Raw genomic sequence first — 18992 nt, 5'->3', positions numbered from 1 at the left:
CGGCAGTCTACGCGGATTTCCGCAAAAGTCCCGCGCGTTCGATGGCCAGATCGGCGTTGAGCGCGGGATTCACCGTTTCGGCGGCCTCCACCGCCCAGGCGGCGCAGGCGAGGCCGATCCGCATCGAGTCCTCCATGGAATGGCCGCCGATCCGGCCGAAGATCACCCCCGCCACCAGCGCGTCGCCGGCGCCCGTCACCTCGTTCACATCGACCGGCGGCGGCAGGAAGAAGTCGTAGTCGAAGGGGGAGGCGACGAAGGCCCCTTCCTGGCCGCGGGTGATCACCACGCTGCCCACGCCGTTGCACATCAGGCGGTAGCCGGCCTCGCACACGTCCAGCGGCGCGCGGATCGGCACGTGGGAGAGATAGGCCGCCTCGTCCCCGTTGGCGAACAGCGTGTCGATCCCGCGCAGGATGCCCTGGAGCCTGGCCGCCTTGGCGACCGAGACGCAGTCCACGTAGACGGTGCAGCCCTCCGGCTTGCGGCGCAGCAGCAGGCGGAGCGACTCCGCCGGCAGGTTGCAGTCGATGAACCAGACCGGGATGCGCTCCAGGCGGGGCAGCAGCGGCTCGATCAACTCGACCGTCAGCTCGTCGTAGATCGCCATGTCGGCCAGCCCGACCACCAGTTCGCCGCCGCGGTCGAGCAGGGCGGTGTAGGAGGCCGTCGGCGAGGCGGCGGAGCGGGTGCAATCTTCCGTCCCGATGCCCGCGTCGGCCAAGCCCTGGAGCACCGAGTCGCCCTCGCGGTCTGCGCCGACCCGGCTGACCATCGTCACCGAAAGGCCGAGGCGGGCCAAGTTCTCCGCCACGTTGCGGGCGACCCCGCCCATTCCCACCCGCATGCTGACGGGATTGGAGCTTCCCGGGACGACCGGGCCGGCAGCCGTGGCCTTGCGGTCGATATGCGCTGCACCGATGCAGGCGACGGTGGGCTCCATGGGGTAAGCCTCTCCTTCGTGGAATCCTTCTAAAGAACAGGATGAACTTAGAACGGGTGATACCGCAAGAGCCGGGATGACGGCGGGTTTGGCTTTTTCCCGCGATGTTGCCCATATATCCATCATGACCGCTCCGACCGCTCTTCCAGAAGCTTGGCCTCCCGAATCCTGGATCAAGGTGCTGCCCCAGGGTCTCTATGTCGAACCCGGCGACTTCTTCGTCGACCCGGTGCGCCCGGCCGCGCGCGCCGTGATCACCCACGGTCACGCCGACCATGCCCGCCCCAACAACGAACGGGTGCTCGCGACCCCCGACACCTTGGCGATCATGCACGCCCGCTACGGCGAGGCCGCCGGCGGATCGCTCCAACCGCTGCCCTACGGCGAGACGGTGCGCATCGGCGAGGTGGACGTCCGGTTCGTCCCGGCCGGCCACGTGCTGGGCAGCGCCCAGGCGGTAATGGAGTACCGGGGCTGCAGGATCGTCGTCTCGGGCGACTACAAGCGCCGGGCCGATCCGACCTGCGCGCCGTTCGAGCCGGTGCCCTGCGACGTGTTCGTGACCGAGGCGACCTTCGGCCTGCCGGTGTTCCGCCACCCGCCGGACGGCGGCGAGATCGCGCGTCTGCTCCACTCGGTCGAGCTGTTCCCGGAGCGCAGCCACGTGGTCGGCGCCTACGCGCTCGGCAAATGCCAGCGGGTGATCGCCCTGATCCGCAAGGCCGGCTACGACAAGCCGATCTTCCTGCACGGCGCGCACATCCCGCTGTGCAACCTCTACCGGGAGCTGGGGGTGGACCTCGGCGACTTGGTGCCGGCGACCGGGCTGAAGAAGGACGCCTTCGTCGGCCATATCGTGATGGCGCCGCCCTCGGCGGTGGCGGACCGCTGGGCCCGCCGACTGCCCGACCCCGTGGTCGCCATGGCGTCGGGCTGGATGACGGTGCGCCAGCGGGCCCGGCAGCGCGGAGTCGAGCTGCCGCTGGTGATCTCGGACCATGCCGACTGGGACGAGCTGTGCATGACCATCGAGGAAGTCGGCGCTCCCGAGGTGTGGGTGACCCACGGGCGGGAGGAGGCGCTCGTCCACTACGCCACCGGCCGGGGCATCCGCGCCCGCGCCCTGGCGCTGGTCGGCTTCGACGAGGAGGGCCAGGGGGAGGAGCAGGGGGAGCTTCCCGACCTGGAGCAGCCGCCGGCGGCAGGGGCGGCCCCGGCCCAGGGGGCGCTGCTGTGAAGCGGTTCGCCGAACTGATCGACGCCCTGGTCTTCACCCCGTCGCGCAACGGCAAGATCCGGCTGATGGCGGACTATTTCAGCCATACGCCCGACCCGGAACGGGGCATCGCGCTGGCCGCGCTGACCGGCGGCCTGACCTTCACCGACGCCAAGCCGGCGGCGCTCCGCAACCTCGTGATGACGCGGGTCGATCCGGTGCTCTACGGCTGGTCCTACGACTTCGTCGGCGACACGGCGGAAACCATTTCCCTGATCTGGCCGCAGCGCCCCGGCGCCAACCACCAGCCGACCCTGGCGGAGGTGGTCGAGACGCTGGCCGAGACCAAGCGCGCCGACGTGCCCCGGCTGGTCGAGCGCTGGCTCGACGCGCTGGACGCCCAGGGCCGCTACGCCCTGATCAAGCTGATCACCGGCTCGCTGCGGATCGGCGTCTCGGCCCGTCTGGCCAAGACGGCGCTGGCCGAGTGGGGCGGGCAGAATGTCGACGACATCGAGGAGGTCTGGCACGGCCTGACGCCGCCCTACCTGCCGCTGTTCGCCTGGCTGGAAGGGCGGGAGGAGCGGCCCGCCGTCGGCGAGGGGGCCGGCTTCCGCCCCCTGATGCTGGCGAACCCGCTGGAGGACGAGGACATCGCCGCGCTGGGCGCCGACCTCTACCGGGCGGAATGGAAGTGGGACGGCATCCGGGTGCAGCTCGTCGCCAAGGGCGGCGAGTGCCGGATCTATTCGCGGACCGGCGACGACATCGGCCCGGCCTTTCCCGACATGCTGGAGGCGATGGCGTTCGACGCCGTCCTGGACGGCGAACTTCTGGTGCTGCGCGACGGCGCCGTGGCGCCGTTCAACGACCTTCAGCAGCGCCTCAACCGCAAGACCGTGACCGCCAGGATGCTGCTGGACTTCCCGGCCCATGTCCGGCTCTACGACATCCTGTTCGACGGGCCGGAGGATCTGCGGCAGCTCGGTTTCGAGGAGCGCCGCCGCCGGCTGGAGGACTGGTATGCCCGGACCGGCCCGCGCCGGATGGACCTGTCCCCCATGCTGCCCTTCTCGACCTGGGGCGAGCTGGCGGAGCTTCGCAACGGCGCGCGGGAGAGCTCCATCGAGGGGCTGATGCTGAAGCGGTTCGACAGCGCCTATGTCGCCGGCCGGCCGAAGGGGCCGTGGTTCAAGTGGAAGCGCGGGCCGCTGACGCTGGACACCGTGCTGATGTACGCCCAGCGCGGCCACGGCAAGCGGTCGTCCTTCTATTCGGACTACACGTTCGGCGCCTGGAAGGGCGACGAACTGGTGCCGGTCGGCAAGGCCTATTCCGGCTTCACCGACGAGGAGCTGGGAATGCTGGACCGCTGGGTGCGCAACCATACCACCCGGCGCTACGGCCCTGTGCGCGAGGTCGAGCAGGGGCTGGTGCTGGAGGTGGCGTTCGACAGCGTCCACCGCTCGACGCGCCACAAGAGCGGGGTCGCCATGCGCTTCCCGCGCGTCGCCCGCATCCGTTGGGACAAGCCGCCGGCCGAGGCCGACCGGCTGGAGACCCTGGAAAAGCTGATCGTGGAGTAGGCGGGCAACGAAAACCCCGCCCCCGGGAGGGGGCGGGGCGGTCCTCAGGTGCGCCGGAAGGTCAGGCGGCGGCCTTCATGGCCTTCTTGTTGACGTCGCCGACCGCCAGCTTGTTCAGCAGCTCGTCGGTCTTCTTTTCCTCGTTGAGGGTTTCTTCGAGGAGCTGGGCGACCTCGTTCATGCCGGAAGCCGAGGCCAGGGCATGCAGCGTGCCGTAACCGGCGATCTCGTAATGCTCCACCTTCTGGGCGGCGGCGATCAGGGCCACGTCGAGCAGCTCGGGCGCCAAGCCCATTTCCATGATCTCCTTGGCCTCTTCGATCAGGCCTTCCATCGCGTGGCAATGCTTGCCGCGGGTCCGGGTGTCCAGCTTCTCGAAGACCTGCTCCAGGCGCTCGATCTGGCCGCGGGTCTCCTCGAGATGCTGGGTGAACGCCTGCTTGAGCTGTTCGTTCGACGCGGCCCGAGCCATCTTCGGGAGCGCGCGGGTCAGCTGCTTTTCCGCATGATAGATGTCGCGCAGTTCCTCGATCATCAGATCCTGCATCGTCTTGACAGCCATGGTGTGCTCCTTTGCCGGGTTGAACTCGTCTCGCGTGTCGAGGGGTCTCTCTTCGCGATCGTCCGTCCCCAACAGCGCAGCCTCAGGTCGGTTCCGTGACGTTTGTGTTGCGACGCGAGACGGCGGACAGCCAGGCGCCGATCAGCCACAGCCCGGCGCCCAGATGGATGATGCCGGTCGGGACCCACATGATCAGGCCGGCCAGCTGCTGGTCCTCCAGCGCGGTCAGTCCCCAGAGCGACGCGGAATCGCCGTAGGCCGGGTAGAGCGGAGCCCGGGCGAAGGTCAGCAGGGCTCCTAGCATGCCCCCGTGGATCACGGTCACCAGCGTCCAGGCCGCGGCGGCGCCGTAGCCGCCGGGACCGTCCCGCCCGGCATGCAGCACGCTCCACCAGAACAGCACCGCGCTCGCCATGAAGGTGACGTGCTCGGCCGTGTGGATCGCGTCGTCCACCAGCGCCGCCTGGAACGGCGCCGGCGCGTGCCAGCCCCACAGGGCGACGCCCTGGATCACCGCCGCCACCGAGGGCCTGGTCAGGAACCGTCCCGGCCGGAGCTTCCGCACCATCCCGGCGGCAGCGGGTCGCCAGCCCTCCGGCAGCGCCCGCATCATCGGGGCGAGCGGGGTTCCCAGCACCAGCAGCGGCGCGGCCACGACCATCAGCAGCATGTGCTGGACCATGTGGGCCGAGAAAAGCGTGCCGCCCACCGCGTCGAACGGCCATACCAGCGCCAGCACGAGCGTGAGTTCGCCGGCCAGGAAGCAGGCGGCGCGCCAGCGGGGAACGCCCCGTCCGGCTCCCGCTCGGCTCCACATCCGCGCCAGCCCACGCCCGTAGAGCCAGTGCGCGAGGACGAGCGGGACCAGCACCAGGGGATCGATCGACCAGGCGTACCAGACCCCCTCCGGCGGGATCACGGTCAGCCCGTGGGCAAGGGCCGGCGGGGGCGGCAGCAACAGCAGAAGAAGAGCCGTCAGGATGAAATGGAGCGGCATAGGATCCCGGCGTCGTCTGTTCCGATCATCAGTAACGGGTAACGAACGGATTGGCGGCAAGATGCAAATTTTTTAATCAATCCACCCAAAATGCCGCAGCCAGCTATTCGTCACGGGCATTTGACCCGACATATCGGCAATAATAAGGTCCGCGAAATTTGGCTTGGAGTGTCGAAGCGCGTGTCGATCATCATTTCACCATTTCGGATGGAGCAAACCGACCCCGGAATCGTCATCAAGGTCGGATATGAATTTTCCATCGAGGTGGCCCGGCCGACCACGGTCATGCTCCTGCTCGGCGTCCACCCCAGCCGCGAACGCAGCCTGCTGAAGCGCGACGTGGTGGAGACCTTTCCCGCGATCCCGGTGGAGCAATTCCTCGACGGCTACGGCAACCGGTGCTCCCGCGCCGTGGTCGGCCCCGGCGTCACCACCTTCCGCTCCATCGGGCTGGTGCGGGACAGCGGCATGCCGGACCTGAGGCATGCGGGTGCCCGCCAGCACGGCGTCGACCGGCTGCCGCCCGAAGTGCTGCCCTTCCTGTTCGGCAGCCGCTACTGCGAGACCGACCTGCTGTCCGATGCCGCCTGGGACCTGTTCGGCTCCGTGCCGGAGGGCTGGGACCGGGTGCAGGCAGTCTGCGACTGGGTGAGCGGCGCGGTCGAGTTCGGCTACCGGCACGCCCGCAATACCCGGACGGCGCTGGAGACCTTCAACGAACGGAAGGGCGTGTGCCGCGACTACGCCCACCTGTCCATCGCGCTGTGCCGGGCCCTGAACATCCCGGCCCGGTTCGTCAACGGCTACCTGGGCGACATCGGGATCGAGGCGCTGCCGTTACCGATGGATTTCAACGCCTGGTTCGAGGTCTACCTGGACGGAGGCTGGCACCTGTTCGACGCGCGCCACAACGGGCCGCGGATCGGCCGCATCCCCATCGCGAAGGGCCGCGATGCCGCGGATGTCGCGATGATTACGACCTTCGGACCCCATACCCTCAAGAGTTTCCTTGTCTGGACGGAGCAGGTCGCCTGATATCCCTCGCGCGAGGCATGATGACAAGTCTCCGTCCGGGATGTTGTTGCAGGACGCGGAACGGCATCGCTGTCTGATCGAAGGGCGCTCGGCCCTGGGGAGGAACGACTGGGGAGGACCGATATGACCCGAAGCTTTGACATCGTCGTGGTGGGGACCGGTGTCGCCGGAACGGCCATCGCGAAAGGCTGCCGGGCGGCGGGTCTCGACGTCGCGATCGTCGACGAGCTTCCCTATGGCGGTACGTGCCAGCTCCGGGGCTGCGATCCCAAGAAGGTGCTGCGCGCGGCGGCGGAGCCCGTCGCGGCCATGGCGCAGCTCGGCGAGGTCGGCGTCTTCGGCGAGCCGGCGGTGCCGGACTGGCGCGCGATGATGGCTTTCAAGCGGCGCTTCACCGACCCGGTGACGCCGTCCAAGGAAGCCTCCCTGGCGGAAGCCGGCATCGCCACGCTGCACGGCACCGCCCGCTTCGTCTCTCCCGACGCCATGGCCGTCGGCGACACCGTGCTGCAGGCCGGGCACTTCGTGCTGGCGGCGGGCTCCAGGCCAGCGGACCTGCCGATCGGGGGCGCCGACCTGCTGCTGCACAGCGACGGCTTCCTGGATCTGGAGCGGCTGCCCCGCCGCATCGCGCTGGTCGGCGGCGGCTACATCGCGATGGAATTCGCCCATCTCGCCGTGCGCGCCGGCGCCGAGGTCACGATGCTCCAGCGCGGCGTGCGGCTGCTGGCCGGTTTCGATCCCGACCTGGTGGACCTGCTGGTCGAGCGGACCCACGACCTGCCGGTGGATGTCAGGGTCGGGACCGCCGTCACGTCGGTGGAGCGGACCGGCGACGGCTACCGCGTCCACGCGGACCAGGAAGGGCGGAGCCTCCGGTTCGATGCCGACCTGGTCGTCCACGCTGCCGGCCGGGTGCCGAACCTGGGCGGGCTGGACCTGGAGGCCGGGAATGTCGCCGCGGGCAAGCGCGGGGTGGAAGTCGACGGCCATCTGCGCAGCACGACCAACCCGCGCGTCTTCGCCGCGGGCGATGCGGTCGCCTCCGGCATGCCGCTGACCCCCAAGGCCAGCCACGATGCCGAGGTGGTGGTCGCGAACCTGACCGGCCGGGCCGAGCGCCGGGTGGATTACGGCGGGATGCCGAGCGTCGTCTTCTCCCTGCCGCCGCTCGCGTCGGTCGGCCTGCAGGAGGAGGAGGCCGCGCGCCAGGGGCTGCGTTTCCGGGTCAACCACGCCGTCACCGGCGGCTGGTTCAGCGCCCGGCGGCTCAACGAGCCCTGCTCCGGCCACAAGGTCCTGGTCGAGGAGGGCACCGGCAGGATCCTGGGCGCCCATCTCGTCGGTCCCCATGCCGACGAGGTGATCAACCTGTTCGCGCTGGCCATCCGCCACGGGATCGCCGCCGACCGGCTCGCGGAGACCCCCTTCGCCTATCCCACCGGCGGGTCCGACGTCGCGTCCATGGTCTGACGGCCGCGGTATCGTTCGCGGTAGGCCGGTGCCGACCCCCGGCCGGGGCGGCATAAGGCGATCGAGACGATCGTTCCGCGTCCTGTTCCAACGTCCTAAACCGAAATACCTAACTAAATTTAGTTTAATATCGAAGCGTTTTCGCGGTACTGTTTCCTCCATCGATTGGAGGGGTGCTTCGAATGGCGCGCGGTGTCGACGACGAGGTGGCGGTGGCGGAGGCTTACGCCAATGCGCGAAGCCTCAGGGCCGATGACGCGACCGCCGTCGAGTTGGCGAGCCAATGCTATCGCGATCTGTTTCCCGGCGTGGCCGAGGACCGGGTCGCGGCGGAGGTCGAGCGGATCGTCAAGCCCGTGCGCGCGGCGGTGGATGCCGGCCGCTCCTGGTGGGCGGGCGGCTGATCCGCGGCGTTCAGATCGACGGATCCTCGTCCTCCGCCTCCGCCGGCGGGATCGCGACCAGGACCTTGTCGACCCGGCGGCCGTCCATGTCGATCACCTCGAACCGGCTGCCGCGCCAGGCGAAATGTTCTCCGGCGCTGGGCACGTGCCCCAACTCGGCCATGACGAACCCGGCCAGCGTGTGGAAGTCGCGATCGCCGCGCAGGCCGCGCAGGCCCAGCCGGTGCTCGACCTCGTCGATCGGCAGCATGCCGTCCACCAGCCAGGTCCCGTCCTCCCGCCGCACCACGCCGGCGTCGTCCTCGCCCGCCTCGGGGAAATCGCCGGCTATGGTCTCCAGGATGTCGGTGGCGGTGGCGATGCCTTCGACCGAGCCGTACTCGTCGACCACGATCGCCATGTGCAGGCCGGTCTGCTTGAACAGTTCCAGCACCCGGAGCACCTGGGTGCCGTCATGGATGATCAGGGGCTTGTCCATGCATGCCTGGAGGTCGAAGGGCCGGCCGGTCAGCAGCTGGTCGAGCAGGTCCTTGGTGTTGACGATGCCGACGATCTCGTCCAGGTCGCCTCGGCTGACCGGGAACCGCGACCGGCCGCTCTCTGCGATCTCCCGCCGGATCGTTTCGGGGTCGTCCCCGATGTCGAGCCAGTGGACGTCCGGGCGCGGGGTCATGATGGTCCGCACGCTCCGGTCGGCCAGCCGCAGCACGCCTTCGATCATCTCGCGCTCGGCCGGGTCGAACACCCCGGTCCGCGCACCCTCGGCGATCATCGACTTGACCTCCTCCTCGGTCACCTCGGCCTGCTTGACCTGGTTGAGGCGGAGCAGGCGGAGAACCAGGTTGGTCGAGACGCCGAGCACCCAGACCAGGGGCGCCCCCAAGGCCGCGATCATGCCCATCGGCCGGGAAACCAGGGCGGCGATCCGCTCCGCATTGACCAGGGCGATGCGCTTGGGCACCAACTCGCCGATGATCAGCGACAGGTAGGTGATGAAGACGACCACCACGGCGAACGAGACGCCGTCCGCATAGGGCTGGATCGACGGGATACGGCGCAGTTCCACCGCAAGGTATTCCGCCAGGGTGGCGCCGCCATAGGCGCCCGCGAGGATGCCGATCAGGGTTATGCCGACCTGGACCGTGGACAGGAACTTGCTGGGGTCTTCCACCAGGCGCATCGCCGCCCGGGCTCCCCGGTTGCCGTCCTCGGCCATCTGCTGAAGTCTTGCCCGCCGGGCGGATACCACGGCCAGTTCGGACATGGCGAAGAAACCGTTCAGCACGATCAGCAGAACGACCACGATCAGTTCCCAGGCGAACATGAACTCCTCGGTTCGATTATTTCGGTGCGCGACGTTAACACGGCGGAGAGGCCGCCGGGCAAGGCGGATTGCCGGAACCTCCGGATGTGGCTAGATTTGGTTACCGCAGATCCGCCCGGACCGCTCCGCGGCGCGTTTTACCGAAAGTTCATCCGGTGCCTGATTCGACCTTCGTCCCCTCCGTCTGTCCGCATGATTGCCCCAGCACCTGCGCGCTGGAAGTCGAGCGGATCGCCCCGAACCGCATCGGCCGGGTGCGCGGCGCTCCGGACAACAGCTATACCGACGGCGTGATCTGCGCGAAGGTCTCCCGCTATGCCGAGCGGGTCCACCATCCCGACCGGCTGACCATGCCGCTCCAGCGCGTGGGCGCCAAGGGCGAGGGGAAATGGCGGGAGATACCGTTCGAGGCGGCGCTCGACATCGTGGCCGAGCAGTTCGCCCGCGTCGCCCGCGAGCACGGCCCCGAAGCCGTCTGGCCCTATTATTACGCCGGCACGATGGGCAATGTTCAGCGCGACGGCATCGAGCGGCTGCGCAACGTCATGGGCTATTCCCGCCAGGCGACGACGATCTGCACGGCCCTGGCCGATGCCGGCTGGCTGGCCGGCAACGGGGTGAAGCGCGGCGCCGACCCGCGCGAGATGGCCCTGTCCGACCTGATCGTGGTCTGGGGCGGCAACCCCGTGGCGACCCAGGTCAACGTCATGAGCTGGATCTCGCGCGCCCGGAAGGAGCGGGGAGCCAAGCTGGTCGTCGTCGATCCCTACCGCACCGGGACGGCGGAGCGCGCCGACCTGCACCTGGCGCCGCGCCCCGGAACCGACGGCGCGCTCGCCTGCGCGGTGATGCACGTCCTGTTCAGGGAAGGCTATGCCGACCGGGACTACATGGCGCGCTACGCCGACGTGCCGGACGAGCTGGAACGGCATCTGGAGACGCGCACGCCGGCCTGGGCGGCCGCCATCACCGGCCTCGACGAGGAGGCGATCGTCGGGTTCGCGAGGCTCTACGGCTCGACCAGGCGAAGCTTCCTCCGGCTCGGCTACGGCTTCTCGCGCAGCCGCAACGGCTCCGCCCAGATGCATGCGGTGAGCTGCCTGCCCGTCGTCACCGGCGCCTGGGCGCACGAGGGCGGCGGGGCGCTCTACAGCAATTCGGCGATCTACCGCCTGGACAAGACCCTGATCGAGGGGCGCGACCGCCTGGACCCGAAGGTCCGGGTGCTCGACATGTCCAGGATCGGCCCGGTGCTGGTCGGGGAGCGGGACGCGCTGGGCGCCGGGCCGCAGGTCCACGCGATGCTGATCCAGAACACCAACCCGGCGACCGTGGCGCCGGAGAGCGAGAAGGTGCGCGCCGGCCTGCTGCGCGACGACCTGTTCGTCTGCGTCCACGAGCAGTTCATGACCGACACCGCCCGGCTGGCGGACATCGTCCTGCCGGCGACCATGATGCTGGAGCATGACGACCTCTATACCGCCGGCGGCCAGATGCATCTCCAGGTCGGGGCCAGGCAGATCGATCCGCCCGGCGAGTGCCGGGAGAACCACGAGGTCATCCGCGGCCTGGCCAGGCGCCTGGGGGCGGAGCATCCCGGCTTCGGCATGACCGCGTGGGAACTGGTCGACGCCACCTTGAAGGCGTCCGGCTGGCCCGACGCCGCGACGCTGCGCGACCAGCGCTGGCACGACTGCATCGCGGAGACCGACAGCCATTTCCTCGACGGGTTCGGCACGCCGGACCGGCGCTTCCACTTCAAGCCGGACTGGTCGCGGGTCGGCCCGAACCATGCCGACATGCCGTCGCTGCCCGACCATTTCGACGTGATCGAAGCCGCGACCGACGAGCATCCCTACCGGCTGGTCGCCCCGCCGGCCCGCCAGTTCCTCAACAGCAGCTTCACCGAGACGCCGAGCGCCCGGAAGCGCGAGGGGCGGCCGACCGCCCTGGTCCACCCGGAGGACTGCGCCGGCCTCGGGCTGGCAGACGGAGGGCTGGTCCGGATCGGCAATCGCCGCGGCAGCGTGCTGGTCCATGTCAGGCGGTTCGACGGGCTCCAGCCCGGGGTGGTGGTGGTCGAGGGGATCTGGCCCAACGACTGCTTCGTCGAGGGCCGCGGGATCAACGTGCTGACCGGCGCCGACCCCGGGCGTCCGCTCGGCGGGGCGGTGTTCCACGACACGGCGGTCTGGCTGCGGGCGGGGTGAGCATTCCGCCCGTATCTCCAAAAGAATGGGCTCTGGAAACAGCACGAATCCGGTTCCATCTCCGTTTATGGAGTGCACGCCCTCGGTTTCCCATAGACAGGAGATACGGGCCGCCATGGCAGACGACGACAAGACACTGCCGACCACCAAGTCCACCCAGTCCGACGTGGATGCCTTCCTGCGCAAGGTGGCGGCGACGCCGAACCTCAAGCAGTCCGGGCGGCGCGGCCGCCTGATGTTCGCCATGGATGCGACCGCCAGCCGGCAGCCGTCCTGGGACAGGGCCTGCCAGATCCAGGCGGAGATGTTCGAGGCGACGGCGGCGCTCGGCGGCCTGGACGTTCAGCTCGTCTTCTATCGCGGCTTCCGCCAGTGCCAGGCGAGCCCGTGGGTCGGCAACGCCAAGGACCTGCTGAAGCGGATGACGTCGGTCACCTGCCTGGGCGGCCAGACCCAGATCGATCGCGTGCTGAACCACGCCCTGAAGGAGAGCCGGCGCGAGAAGGTGGACGCCGTCGTGTTCGTCGGCGACTGCATGGAGGAGGACGTCGACAAGCTCTGCCACCATGCCGGCGAGTTGGGGCTGCTGGGCGTTCCGGTGTTCATGTTCCACGAGGGGGGCGAACCGATCGCCCGGCGCGCCTTCGAGCAGATCGCCCGGCTGAGCGGCGGCGCCTATTGCCCGTTCGACGCCTCCAGCGCCCAGCAGTTGAAGGAGCTGCTCAGCGCCGTCGCGGTCTTCGCCGCCGGCGGGCGGCCGGCGTTGGCCGACTACAGCCGGGGCAAGGGGGAGATGGTGCGCCTGCTGTCCCACCAGGTCGGCAACAGGTAGGGACGCGAAGCCCCGATGTTCCCGCTGTTCCTGCTCGGCATAGCACTTCTCGTGGGTTTCTACCTGCTGGCGCAGGCCTTCGTGAACGCGGACCCGAAGACCCTCGCCCGGGGCGTGAAATACACCACGATCGGCGTCACGGTGGTGGTGGTCTTCTTCCTGGCGATCACCGGACGTCTCGGCACCGCGATGGCGGTGGCCGCCTTCGTCCTGCCGATGGTGCTGCGCTGGCGCGCCCTGGTGAACCGCGTGAAGGCCGCGGCCGGTCCCAGCGAGGGGCAGAGCTCCAAGATCGAGACCGCGTTCCTGCGGATGCGGCTCGACCATGACAGCGGCCGGATGACCGGCGAGGTGCTGCGCGGCCGGTTCCAGGGCAGGAGCCTGGGCGACCTGGGGTTGGCCGAGCTGCTGGATCTGCTCCAGGAATGCCGGGCCGGCGACTCCCAGTCCGCCGCGATCCTCGAAGCCTATCTCGACAGGACCCGGCAGGAGGATTGGCGTGCCGGCGCCCCCGGGGCAGGGGAACACGGCGCCGGGGAACATGGGAGCGGGTCTGCGGGTTCACGCAGCACCGGCGGCGCGATGACGCGCGAGGAAGCCTATGAGGTATTAGGCCTTCAGCCCGGCGCAAGCGAGGGCGAAATAAAGGATGCCCACAGAAGACTTATGCTGAAGATGCACCCCGATCAGGGCGGGTCGACATATCTCGCTGCCAAGATCAATCAGGCCAAAGATCTGCTCCTGCGCTCGTAAAGCGTGGGTTGCGCCGCAGCACACGCTTGTGGCAGAAAATTCAAGTCGTAAAGTGCCGCTTCGGGTTCTTCCCATCATTCCACGCGTAGCGAAAAGAGACACCCATGCGTAAAGCAGTGCGTAAAGCGGTTTTCCCGGTTGCCGGACTGGGCACCCGGTTCCTGCCGGCGACCAAGGCCATCCCCAAGGAGATGCTGCCCCTGGTCGACAAGCCGCTGATCCAGCACGCCGTCGAGGAAGCTCGCGCCGCCGGCATCGAAGACATCATCTTCGTGACCAGCCAGGGCAAATCGGCGATCGAAGACCATTTCGACATCAACGGCGATCTCAACAAGGTCCTCGAGACCCGCGGCAAGCTCGATGCGCTCGAGGCCGTCCGGTCGACCGAGATCGGCTCCGGCAAGCTGTTCTACACCCGCCAGCAGCAGCCGCTCGGCCTGGGCCATGCGGTCTGGTGCGCGCGCAAGCTGGTCGGCGACGAGCCGTTCGCGGTCCTGCTCCCCGACGACGTCGTGCTGGCCGGCACCCCCTGCCTCAAGCAGATGGTCGAGGCCTATGACGACGTCGGCGGCAACATCGTCGCCGTCGTGGACGTGCCGCGCGAGCATACGAACCGGTACGGCATCCTGGACGTGGCGTCCGACGACGGCCGGCTGGCCGCGGTGAAGGGCCTTGTCGAGAAGCCGAAGCCCGAAGTCGCGCCGTCCACCCTGTCGATCATCGGCCGCTACATCCTCCAGCCGGAAGTTTTCGGCCATCTGGACCGTCAGGAGCGCGGTGCCGGCAATGAAATCCAGCTCACCGACAGCATGGCGCGCCTGATCGGGAACCAGCCGTTCCACGGCCTCCGGTTCGAGGGCACCCGGTACGATTGCGGCGACCGCGTCGGCTTCCTGGAGGCGAACCTGGCGTTCGCGCTGGAGCGTCCCGACATCGGGCACCTGGTCCGCGAGGCCATCGCAAAGCTGATCTGATCCGGTATATATCCGGTCACCCAGGTAATCCGGCCGCTCCGCGGCCGGCATTCACGTTGAAATATTGAGATAGAGGGCACGGCCCATGCGTATCGCAATGATCGGAACCGGCTATGTCGGCTTGGTTTCGGGCGCCTGTTTTTCCGAGTTCGGCGTCAATGTCGTGTGCGTCGACAAGGACGCGGGCAAGATCGACCGGCTGAACCGCGGCGAAATTCCGATCTACGAACCGGGGCTCGACGATCTGGTCGCGAAGAACGTCAAGGCCGGGCGGCTGTCCTTCAGCCTGGACCTGGCGGGTTCGGTCGCCGATGCCGACGCGGTGTTCATCGCCGTCGGCACGCCGTCCCGCCGGGGCGACGGCCACGCCGACCTCAGCTACGTCTATGCCGCCGCCGAGGAGATCGCCCGCGGCATCAACGACTATACCGTCATCGTGACCAAGTCCACGGTGCCGGTCGGCACCGGCCGCGAGGTCGCGCGCATCATCCGCAAGACCCGTCCCGACGTCGATTTCGGAGTGGCGTCCAACCCCGAGTTCCTGCGGGAAGGCTCCGCCATCGGCGACTTCCTGCGCCCGGACCGGGTGGTGATCGGGACCGACAGCGACCGCGCCCGCGCGGTGATGCGCGCCCTGTACCGGCCGCTCTACCTGATCGAGACGCCGATCGTCATGACCAGCCTGGAAACCGCCGAGCTGATCAAGTACGCGGCGAACACCTTCCTGGCGACCAAGATCACCTTCATCAACGAGATCGCCGACCTGTGCGAGAAGGTCGGGGCCGACGTCCACGACGTCGCCAAGGGCATCGGGCTGGACGGCAGGATCGGCAAGAAGTTCCTGCATCCCGGTCCCGGCTACGGCGGGTCGTGCTTCCCGAAGGACACCCTGGCCCTGGTCCGCACCGCCCAGGACTACGGCTCGCCGCTGCGGATCGTCGAGACGGTGGTGGACATCAACACCAGGCGCAAGCAATCCATGGCCGACCGTATCGTAGAGGCCTGCGGCGGCGACGTGGACGGCAAGACCATCGCCGTGCTCGGCGTCACCTTCAAGCCGAACACCGACGACATGCGCGACAGCCCGTCGCTGGACATCGTCCCGGCCCTGCAGGAGAAGGGCGCCGTGATCCGGGCCTTCGATCCGGCCGGCCGGCACGAGGCCGAGAAGCTGCTGCCCGGCGTCCAATGGTGCGGCGACGCCTACGAGACCCTGGAGGGCGCTTCGGCCGTGGCACTCCTCACGGAGTGGAACGAATTCCGCGTGCTAGACCTGAAGCGCGTGCGGGAGTTGATGAAAACACCGGTTATGGTAGACCTTCGCAATGTCTACAATCCGGATGACATGGAAATGGCCGGGTTCGCCTATACCTGCGTCGGGCGTCCCTCGCGTTTCCGCATCAGCAATCGCGAACTGCGCGAGAAGGTCCTCGAGTCATGAGTGAAACGCACAAGTTCCACGGTACCGTCCTGCGCGAGTACGATATCCGCGGCATCGTCGGCAAGACCCTGACCGCCGCCGATGCCCGCGCGATCGGGCGCAGCTTCGGCACCGTGGTGGTAAGGGGCGGCGGCGACCGGGTCTGCGTCGGCTATGACGGCCGGCTCAGCTCGGTGGAGCTGGAGGCGGCCCTGGTCGAGGGGTTGGTCTCGACCGGCCTGCATGTCGAGCGGATCGGCCTCGGCCCGACCCCGATGCTCTATTTCGCGGTCCGCGACCGCGAGGCCTCGGCCGGCGTGATGATCACCGGGTCGCACAACCCGCCTGATTACAACGGCTTCAAGATGATGATGGGCAAGGCTCCGGTCTATGGCCAGGCCATCCTGGAGCTGGGCGAGATCGCGGCCAAGGGCGACTATGCCGTGGGCGAGGGCAGGGCGGAGAAGATCGACATCCGCGACGCCTATGTCGAGCGCCTGCTGAAGGATTATGACGGCGCCCGCGACCTGACCGTCGCCTGGGATGCCGGCAACGGCGCCGCCGGCGAGATCCTGAAGCGGCTGACCGCCAGGCTGCCGGGCAAGCACATCCTGCTGTTCGAGGACATCGACGGCAACTTCCCGAACCACCATCCGGACCCGACCATGCCGGAGAACCTGGTGGACCTCCAGCAGGCGGTGGCGGAGCACAAGTGCGACCTGGGCATCGCCTTCGACGGCGACGGCGACCGGATCGGCGCCGTCGATGCCGGCGGCCGGATCGTCTGGGGCGACCAGCTCGTCGCGATCTATGCCTCCGAGGTGCTGAAGACTCATCCCGGCGGCACCATCATCGCCGACGTCAAGGCCAGCCAGACCTTGTTCGACGAGATCGAGCGGCTGGGCGGCAAGCCGCTGATGTGGAAGACCGGCCACTCCCTGCTCAAGGCCAAGATGGCCGAGACGGGCTCGCCGCTGGCCGGCGAGATGAGCGGGCATATCTTCTTCGCCGACAAGTGGTACGGCTTCGACGACGCGCTCTATTGCGGCATCCGGCTGGTGGCCCTGGTCGCCAAGTCCGACAAGACGCTGGCCGAACTCCGGGACGTTTTGCCGGAGGTGTTCAACACCCCGGAAGTCCGCTTCCAGACCGACGAGGAGCGCAAGTTCGCCGTCGTGAAGGAGGTCAAGGCGCGCCTCGCGGCGAGCGGGGCGACGGTGAACGATATCGACGGGGTCCGGGTCAACACCGAGGACGGCTGGTGGCTGCTGCGCGCCTCCAACACCCAGGACGTGCTGGTCGCCCGCTGCGAGGCCTTCAGCCCGGAAGGGCTGGAGCGGCTGAAGGCACTGCTGGTCGAGCAACTCGGCGCCAGCGGCATCTCCGCTCCCGCGGACTTCTGATCTTCAGAAGTTTGCCGTATCCTGTAGATCGGGTAGAGCGAAGCGGCACCCGACATCCACCCACCGGCTTTGTCGGATGCCGCTTCGCTCTATCCGACCTACGGTGATCAAGGACCATCGCCATGCCGGACACCCTCATCAGCCGGACCCTTCCCATAGCGCTCGGCCGGTTCGATCCGGCTTCCAAGCCGACCGGTCTGGTCATCGTCGACGAGGTCCACGGGTTCTGCACCGTCGGGTGCGGTCCGCTGGCTCCCGCTGCCCCCAATGCCCAGGTCACCCGGATGGTGGCCGAGACCGTCGGGCTGGCGCGCCGGTTCGAGGCGGAAGGGTGGCCGACCCTGGCCTTCCTCGACACCCACATCCCAGGCAAGCCCGAGCCGCCCTATCCACCCCACTGCGAGATCGGCACCGGTCAGGAGAACCTGGTGGGCGAGTTGGAATGGCTTGCCGATTCGCCCGGTGCCACGCTGATCCGGAAGGACTGCATCAACGGCTTCATCGGGGCCATCGGGCCGGACGGCCGCAACCGCCTGCTGGACTGGATCACGGGCAACCGGCTGAAGGCGGTGCTGGCGGTCGGCATCTGCACCGACATCTGCGTGATGGATTTCGTGTTGACCCTGCTGTCGGCGCGCAACCACGGCATGGCGGGGGACCTGGAGGACATCGTGGTCTACGAGCCCGGATGCGCCACCTACGACCTTCCCCTGGCCATCGCCCGGGACCTGGGCCTGCCCGACACGGCGGCCCATCCCCAGGCGGAGACCCACCATATGGGCCTGTACGTCATGGCGTCGCGCGGCGCCGTTCTGGCGGGTGGGCTGGCTTAGGTCCGGTTCGGAGCGGGTGCGGCCGGACGGGCTGTTTCGCGGCGAACGAATTGCCCAGCCGGCCCCGTCCAACCTGCCTGTTGCGCGCCGTTCCCGGTTCAGGAGTCGAGACCCCAAAGGTCCGGGTTTCGTTTGAAATACTCGGTCATCATTTCGGTGAGGACCCTTATCTTCCGGGCGGGATGCTGGCCGGGCGGACGGACGACATAGACGGCCGCCGGGGGCGGTGGATAGCCCGTCATGATCGGCACGAGCGCGCCCGAGGCGACGTGGTCGTACGTGATGCAGTCGGGAAGCCAGGCGATCCCCAGCCCCGCAACGGCGGCGGCGGCAAGCGCCGTCGCGTTGTCCGCCTTGAAGCTGCCCTGCGGCTGAACCGTGATGATCCTGTCGCCATCCGCGAATTGCCAGGTTTCCGTTCCCTGCATGAGCGCCGGGTGGTTGGGCACCTGTTCGGGTGTCTCAGGAGCGCCGTGCGACTTGATGTAAGCCGGGCTTGCCAGAAGCTTTCCGTAGATCGGCCCGACGCGCTTCGCGATCAGGTTGGAGTCCTGGAGGTAGCCGACCCGGATGGCGCAATCGAAGCCCTCCGCGATGAGATCGACGAAACGATCGCTGTAGGATGAATGGATGTGCAGCCGCGGATGGCGTTTTGCCATTTCCGCGACCACGGGTGCGAAATGGGTCGGCCCGAAGGAAAACGGCATCGCGATGCGCAGGCGGCCGTGCAGATCGCCATCGGGAAAAATCGCCTCTCTGGCCGTGTCCATCTCGGCACTGGCCCGGGCCGCATGGTCCCGAAACGTGACGCCGGCTTCCGTCAGGGCGGCACCGCGGGTCGTCCGTGCGAGAAGCTGGATGCCGAGTTCCGCTTCGATCCGAAAGAGCCGCCGGCTCACGACCGATTTGGAAACGCCGAGCCGGCGCGCGGCGGCGGATACCCCGCCGGCATCGGCGACGGCGACGAATGTCTGCAGATCTTCGATGTCCACTTCGGCGTTCCCGGTAACGCGACACAGCTTCCCGG

General features: G+C 68.3%; 17 protein-coding genes. 12 read left to right on the top strand and 5 right to left on the bottom strand.

The window, feature by feature from the left end:
• Nucleotides 1-7: 7 nt before the first annotated feature.
• On the bottom strand, nucleotides 8-943 hold the full coding sequence (locus tag JL101_RS18585) for a carbohydrate kinase family protein (RefSeq protein ID WP_203096994.1): 936 nt from the start codon (nucleotides 941-943) through the stop codon (nucleotides 8-10).
• 124 nt (nucleotides 944-1067) lie between these two features.
• Here JL101_RS18585 and JL101_RS18580 point away from each other — a divergent pair, with 124 nt between their 5' ends.
• Together JL101_RS18580 and JL101_RS18575 are read left to right on the top strand one after the other, a co-directional pair.
• The gene (locus JL101_RS18580) at nucleotides 1068-2180 is read left to right on the top strand and encodes a ligase-associated DNA damage response exonuclease (RefSeq protein ID WP_203096995.1); all 1113 of its coding nucleotides are present in this window, start codon (nucleotides 1068-1070) and stop codon (nucleotides 2178-2180) included.
• Nucleotides 2177-3745: a cisplatin damage response ATP-dependent DNA ligase gene (locus JL101_RS18575; RefSeq protein WP_203096996.1), complete on the top strand. Its 1569-nt coding sequence runs from the start codon at nucleotides 2177-2179 to the stop codon at nucleotides 3743-3745. The genes JL101_RS18580 and JL101_RS18575 overlap by 4 nt, the downstream gene beginning before the upstream one ends.
• Nucleotides 3746-3806: 61 nt before the next feature.
• On the opposite strand, the gene JL101_RS18570 is transcribed toward JL101_RS18575, so the two are convergent.
• Both JL101_RS18570 and JL101_RS18565 read right to left on the bottom strand, forming a co-directional pair.
• Nucleotides 3807-4307 carry a YciE/YciF ferroxidase family protein gene (locus tag JL101_RS18570; protein WP_203096997.1) on the bottom strand — a complete coding sequence of 167 codons (501 nt, stop codon included), beginning with the start codon at nucleotides 4305-4307 and terminating at the stop codon, nucleotides 3807-3809.
• An 82-nt stretch (nucleotides 4308-4389) separates the two neighbouring features.
• Nucleotides 4390-5304: a cytochrome c oxidase assembly protein gene (locus JL101_RS18565; protein ID WP_203096998.1), complete on the bottom strand. Its 915-nt coding sequence runs from the start codon at nucleotides 5302-5304 to the stop codon at nucleotides 4390-4392.
• A gap of 207 nt (nucleotides 5305-5511) precedes the next feature.
• Between JL101_RS18565 and JL101_RS18560 the strand changes: the two genes are divergently transcribed.
• The 3 genes from JL101_RS18560 (at nucleotide 5512) to JL101_RS18550 (ending at nucleotide 8216) form a co-directional block, all read left to right on the top strand.
• Nucleotides 5512-6339 carry a transglutaminase-like domain-containing protein gene (locus JL101_RS18560; RefSeq protein ID WP_211111129.1) on the top strand — a complete coding sequence of 276 codons (828 nt, stop codon included), beginning with the start codon at nucleotides 5512-5514 and terminating at the stop codon, nucleotides 6337-6339.
• A 123-nt stretch (nucleotides 6340-6462) separates the two neighbouring features.
• Nucleotides 6463-7812, top strand: coding sequence for a dihydrolipoyl dehydrogenase family protein (locus tag JL101_RS18555; RefSeq protein WP_203096999.1), 1350 nt, complete (start codon nucleotides 6463-6465; stop codon nucleotides 7810-7812).
• 182 nt (nucleotides 7813-7994) lie between these two features.
• Nucleotides 7995-8216, top strand: coding sequence for a hypothetical protein (locus JL101_RS18550; protein WP_203097000.1), 222 nt, complete (start codon nucleotides 7995-7997; stop codon nucleotides 8214-8216).
• A gap of 10 nt (nucleotides 8217-8226) precedes the next feature.
• Here the strand turns inward: JL101_RS18550 and JL101_RS18545 are convergent, their stop codons facing one another.
• The gene (locus JL101_RS18545) at nucleotides 8227-9540 is read right to left on the bottom strand and encodes a hemolysin family protein (RefSeq protein WP_203097001.1); all 1314 of its coding nucleotides are present in this window, start codon (nucleotides 9538-9540) and stop codon (nucleotides 8227-8229) included.
• A gap of 155 nt (nucleotides 9541-9695) precedes the next feature.
• On the opposite strand from JL101_RS18545, the gene JL101_RS18540 reads away from it, so the two are divergent.
• The 7 genes from JL101_RS18540 (at nucleotide 9696) to JL101_RS18510 (ending at nucleotide 17965) form a co-directional block, all read left to right on the top strand.
• Nucleotides 9696-11750: a molybdopterin-containing oxidoreductase family protein gene (locus tag JL101_RS18540; RefSeq protein WP_203097002.1), complete on the top strand. Its 2055-nt coding sequence runs from the start codon at nucleotides 9696-9698 to the stop codon at nucleotides 11748-11750.
• Nucleotides 11751-11865: 115 nt separating this feature from the next.
• A complete protein-coding gene (locus JL101_RS18535) occupies nucleotides 11866-12582 on the top strand; it encodes a vWA domain-containing protein (protein ID WP_203097003.1) in 717 nt (238 codons plus the stop codon).
• 15 nt (nucleotides 12583-12597) lie between these two features.
• Nucleotides 12598-13335, top strand: coding sequence for a DnaJ domain-containing protein (locus tag JL101_RS18530; protein ID WP_228434947.1), 738 nt, complete (start codon nucleotides 12598-12600; stop codon nucleotides 13333-13335).
• Between the two features lie 104 nt (nucleotides 13336-13439).
• Nucleotides 13440-14309 (top strand): UTP--glucose-1-phosphate uridylyltransferase GalU, encoded by an 870-nt coding sequence (gene galU / locus JL101_RS18525; RefSeq protein WP_203097004.1) that lies wholly within the window; start codon nucleotides 13440-13442, stop codon nucleotides 14307-14309.
• A gap of 85 nt (nucleotides 14310-14394) precedes the next feature.
• Nucleotides 14395-15750 carry a UDP-glucose dehydrogenase family protein gene (locus tag JL101_RS18520; RefSeq protein WP_203097005.1) on the top strand — a complete coding sequence of 452 codons (1356 nt, stop codon included), beginning with the start codon at nucleotides 14395-14397 and terminating at the stop codon, nucleotides 15748-15750.
• A complete protein-coding gene (gene pgmG / locus JL101_RS18515) occupies nucleotides 15747-17132 on the top strand; it encodes a phosphoglucomutase/phosphomannomutase PgmG (RefSeq protein WP_203097006.1) in 1386 nt (461 codons plus the stop codon). Before JL101_RS18520 ends, pgmG begins: the two co-directional genes overlap by 4 nt.
• Before the next feature lie 122 nt (nucleotides 17133-17254).
• A complete protein-coding gene (locus JL101_RS18510) occupies nucleotides 17255-17965 on the top strand; it encodes an isochorismatase family protein (protein WP_203097007.1) in 711 nt (236 codons plus the stop codon).
• 98 nt (nucleotides 17966-18063) lie between these two features.
• On the opposite strand, the gene JL101_RS18505 is transcribed toward JL101_RS18510, so the two are convergent.
• Nucleotides 18064-18957 carry a LysR family transcriptional regulator gene (locus JL101_RS18505; protein ID WP_203097008.1) on the bottom strand — a complete coding sequence of 298 codons (894 nt, stop codon included), beginning with the start codon at nucleotides 18955-18957 and terminating at the stop codon, nucleotides 18064-18066.
• Between the last annotated feature and the right edge of the window lie 35 nt (nucleotides 18958-18992).

Origin of the sequence: Skermanella rosea, assembly GCF_016806835.2 — a bacterium.
Lineage (GTDB): Bacteria > Pseudomonadota > Alphaproteobacteria > Azospirillales > Azospirillaceae > Skermanella > Skermanella rosea.
This window is presented reverse-complemented; position numbering and strand designations above follow the sequence as displayed.

Coding starts and splice junctions, on each gene's coding strand:
- JL101_RS18585 (WP_203096994.1), bottom strand. CDS start 943: ATGGAGCCCACCGTCGCCTGCATCGGTGCAGCGCATATCGACCGCAAG.
- JL101_RS18580 (WP_203096995.1), top strand. CDS start 1,068: ATGACCGCTCCGACCGCTCTTCCAGAAGCTTGGCCTCCCGAATCCTGG.
- JL101_RS18570 (WP_203096997.1), bottom strand. CDS start 4,307: ATGGCTGTCAAGACGATGCAGGATCTGATGATCGAGGAACTGCGCGAC.
- JL101_RS18565 (WP_203096998.1), bottom strand. CDS start 5,304: ATGCCGCTCCATTTCATCCTGACGGCTCTTCTTCTGCTGTTGCTGCCG.
- JL101_RS18560 (WP_211111129.1), top strand. CDS start 5,512: ATGGAGCAAACCGACCCCGGAATCGTCATCAAGGTCGGATATGAATTT.
- JL101_RS18555 (WP_203096999.1), top strand. CDS start 6,463: ATGACCCGAAGCTTTGACATCGTCGTGGTGGGGACCGGTGTCGCCGGA.
- JL101_RS18550 (WP_203097000.1), top strand. CDS start 7,995: ATGGCGCGCGGTGTCGACGACGAGGTGGCGGTGGCGGAGGCTTACGCC.
- JL101_RS18545 (WP_203097001.1), bottom strand. CDS start 9,540: ATGTTCGCCTGGGAACTGATCGTGGTCGTTCTGCTGATCGTGCTGAAC.
- JL101_RS18535 (WP_203097003.1), top strand. CDS start 11,866: ATGGCAGACGACGACAAGACACTGCCGACCACCAAGTCCACCCAGTCC.
- JL101_RS18530 (WP_228434947.1), top strand. CDS start 12,598: ATGTTCCCGCTGTTCCTGCTCGGCATAGCACTTCTCGTGGGTTTCTAC.
- galU (WP_203097004.1), top strand. CDS start 13,440: ATGCGTAAAGCAGTGCGTAAAGCGGTTTTCCCGGTTGCCGGACTGGGC.
- JL101_RS18520 (WP_203097005.1), top strand. CDS start 14,395: ATGCGTATCGCAATGATCGGAACCGGCTATGTCGGCTTGGTTTCGGGC.
- pgmG (WP_203097006.1), top strand. CDS start 15,747: ATGAGTGAAACGCACAAGTTCCACGGTACCGTCCTGCGCGAGTACGAT.
- JL101_RS18510 (WP_203097007.1), top strand. CDS start 17,255: ATGCCGGACACCCTCATCAGCCGGACCCTTCCCATAGCGCTCGGCCGG.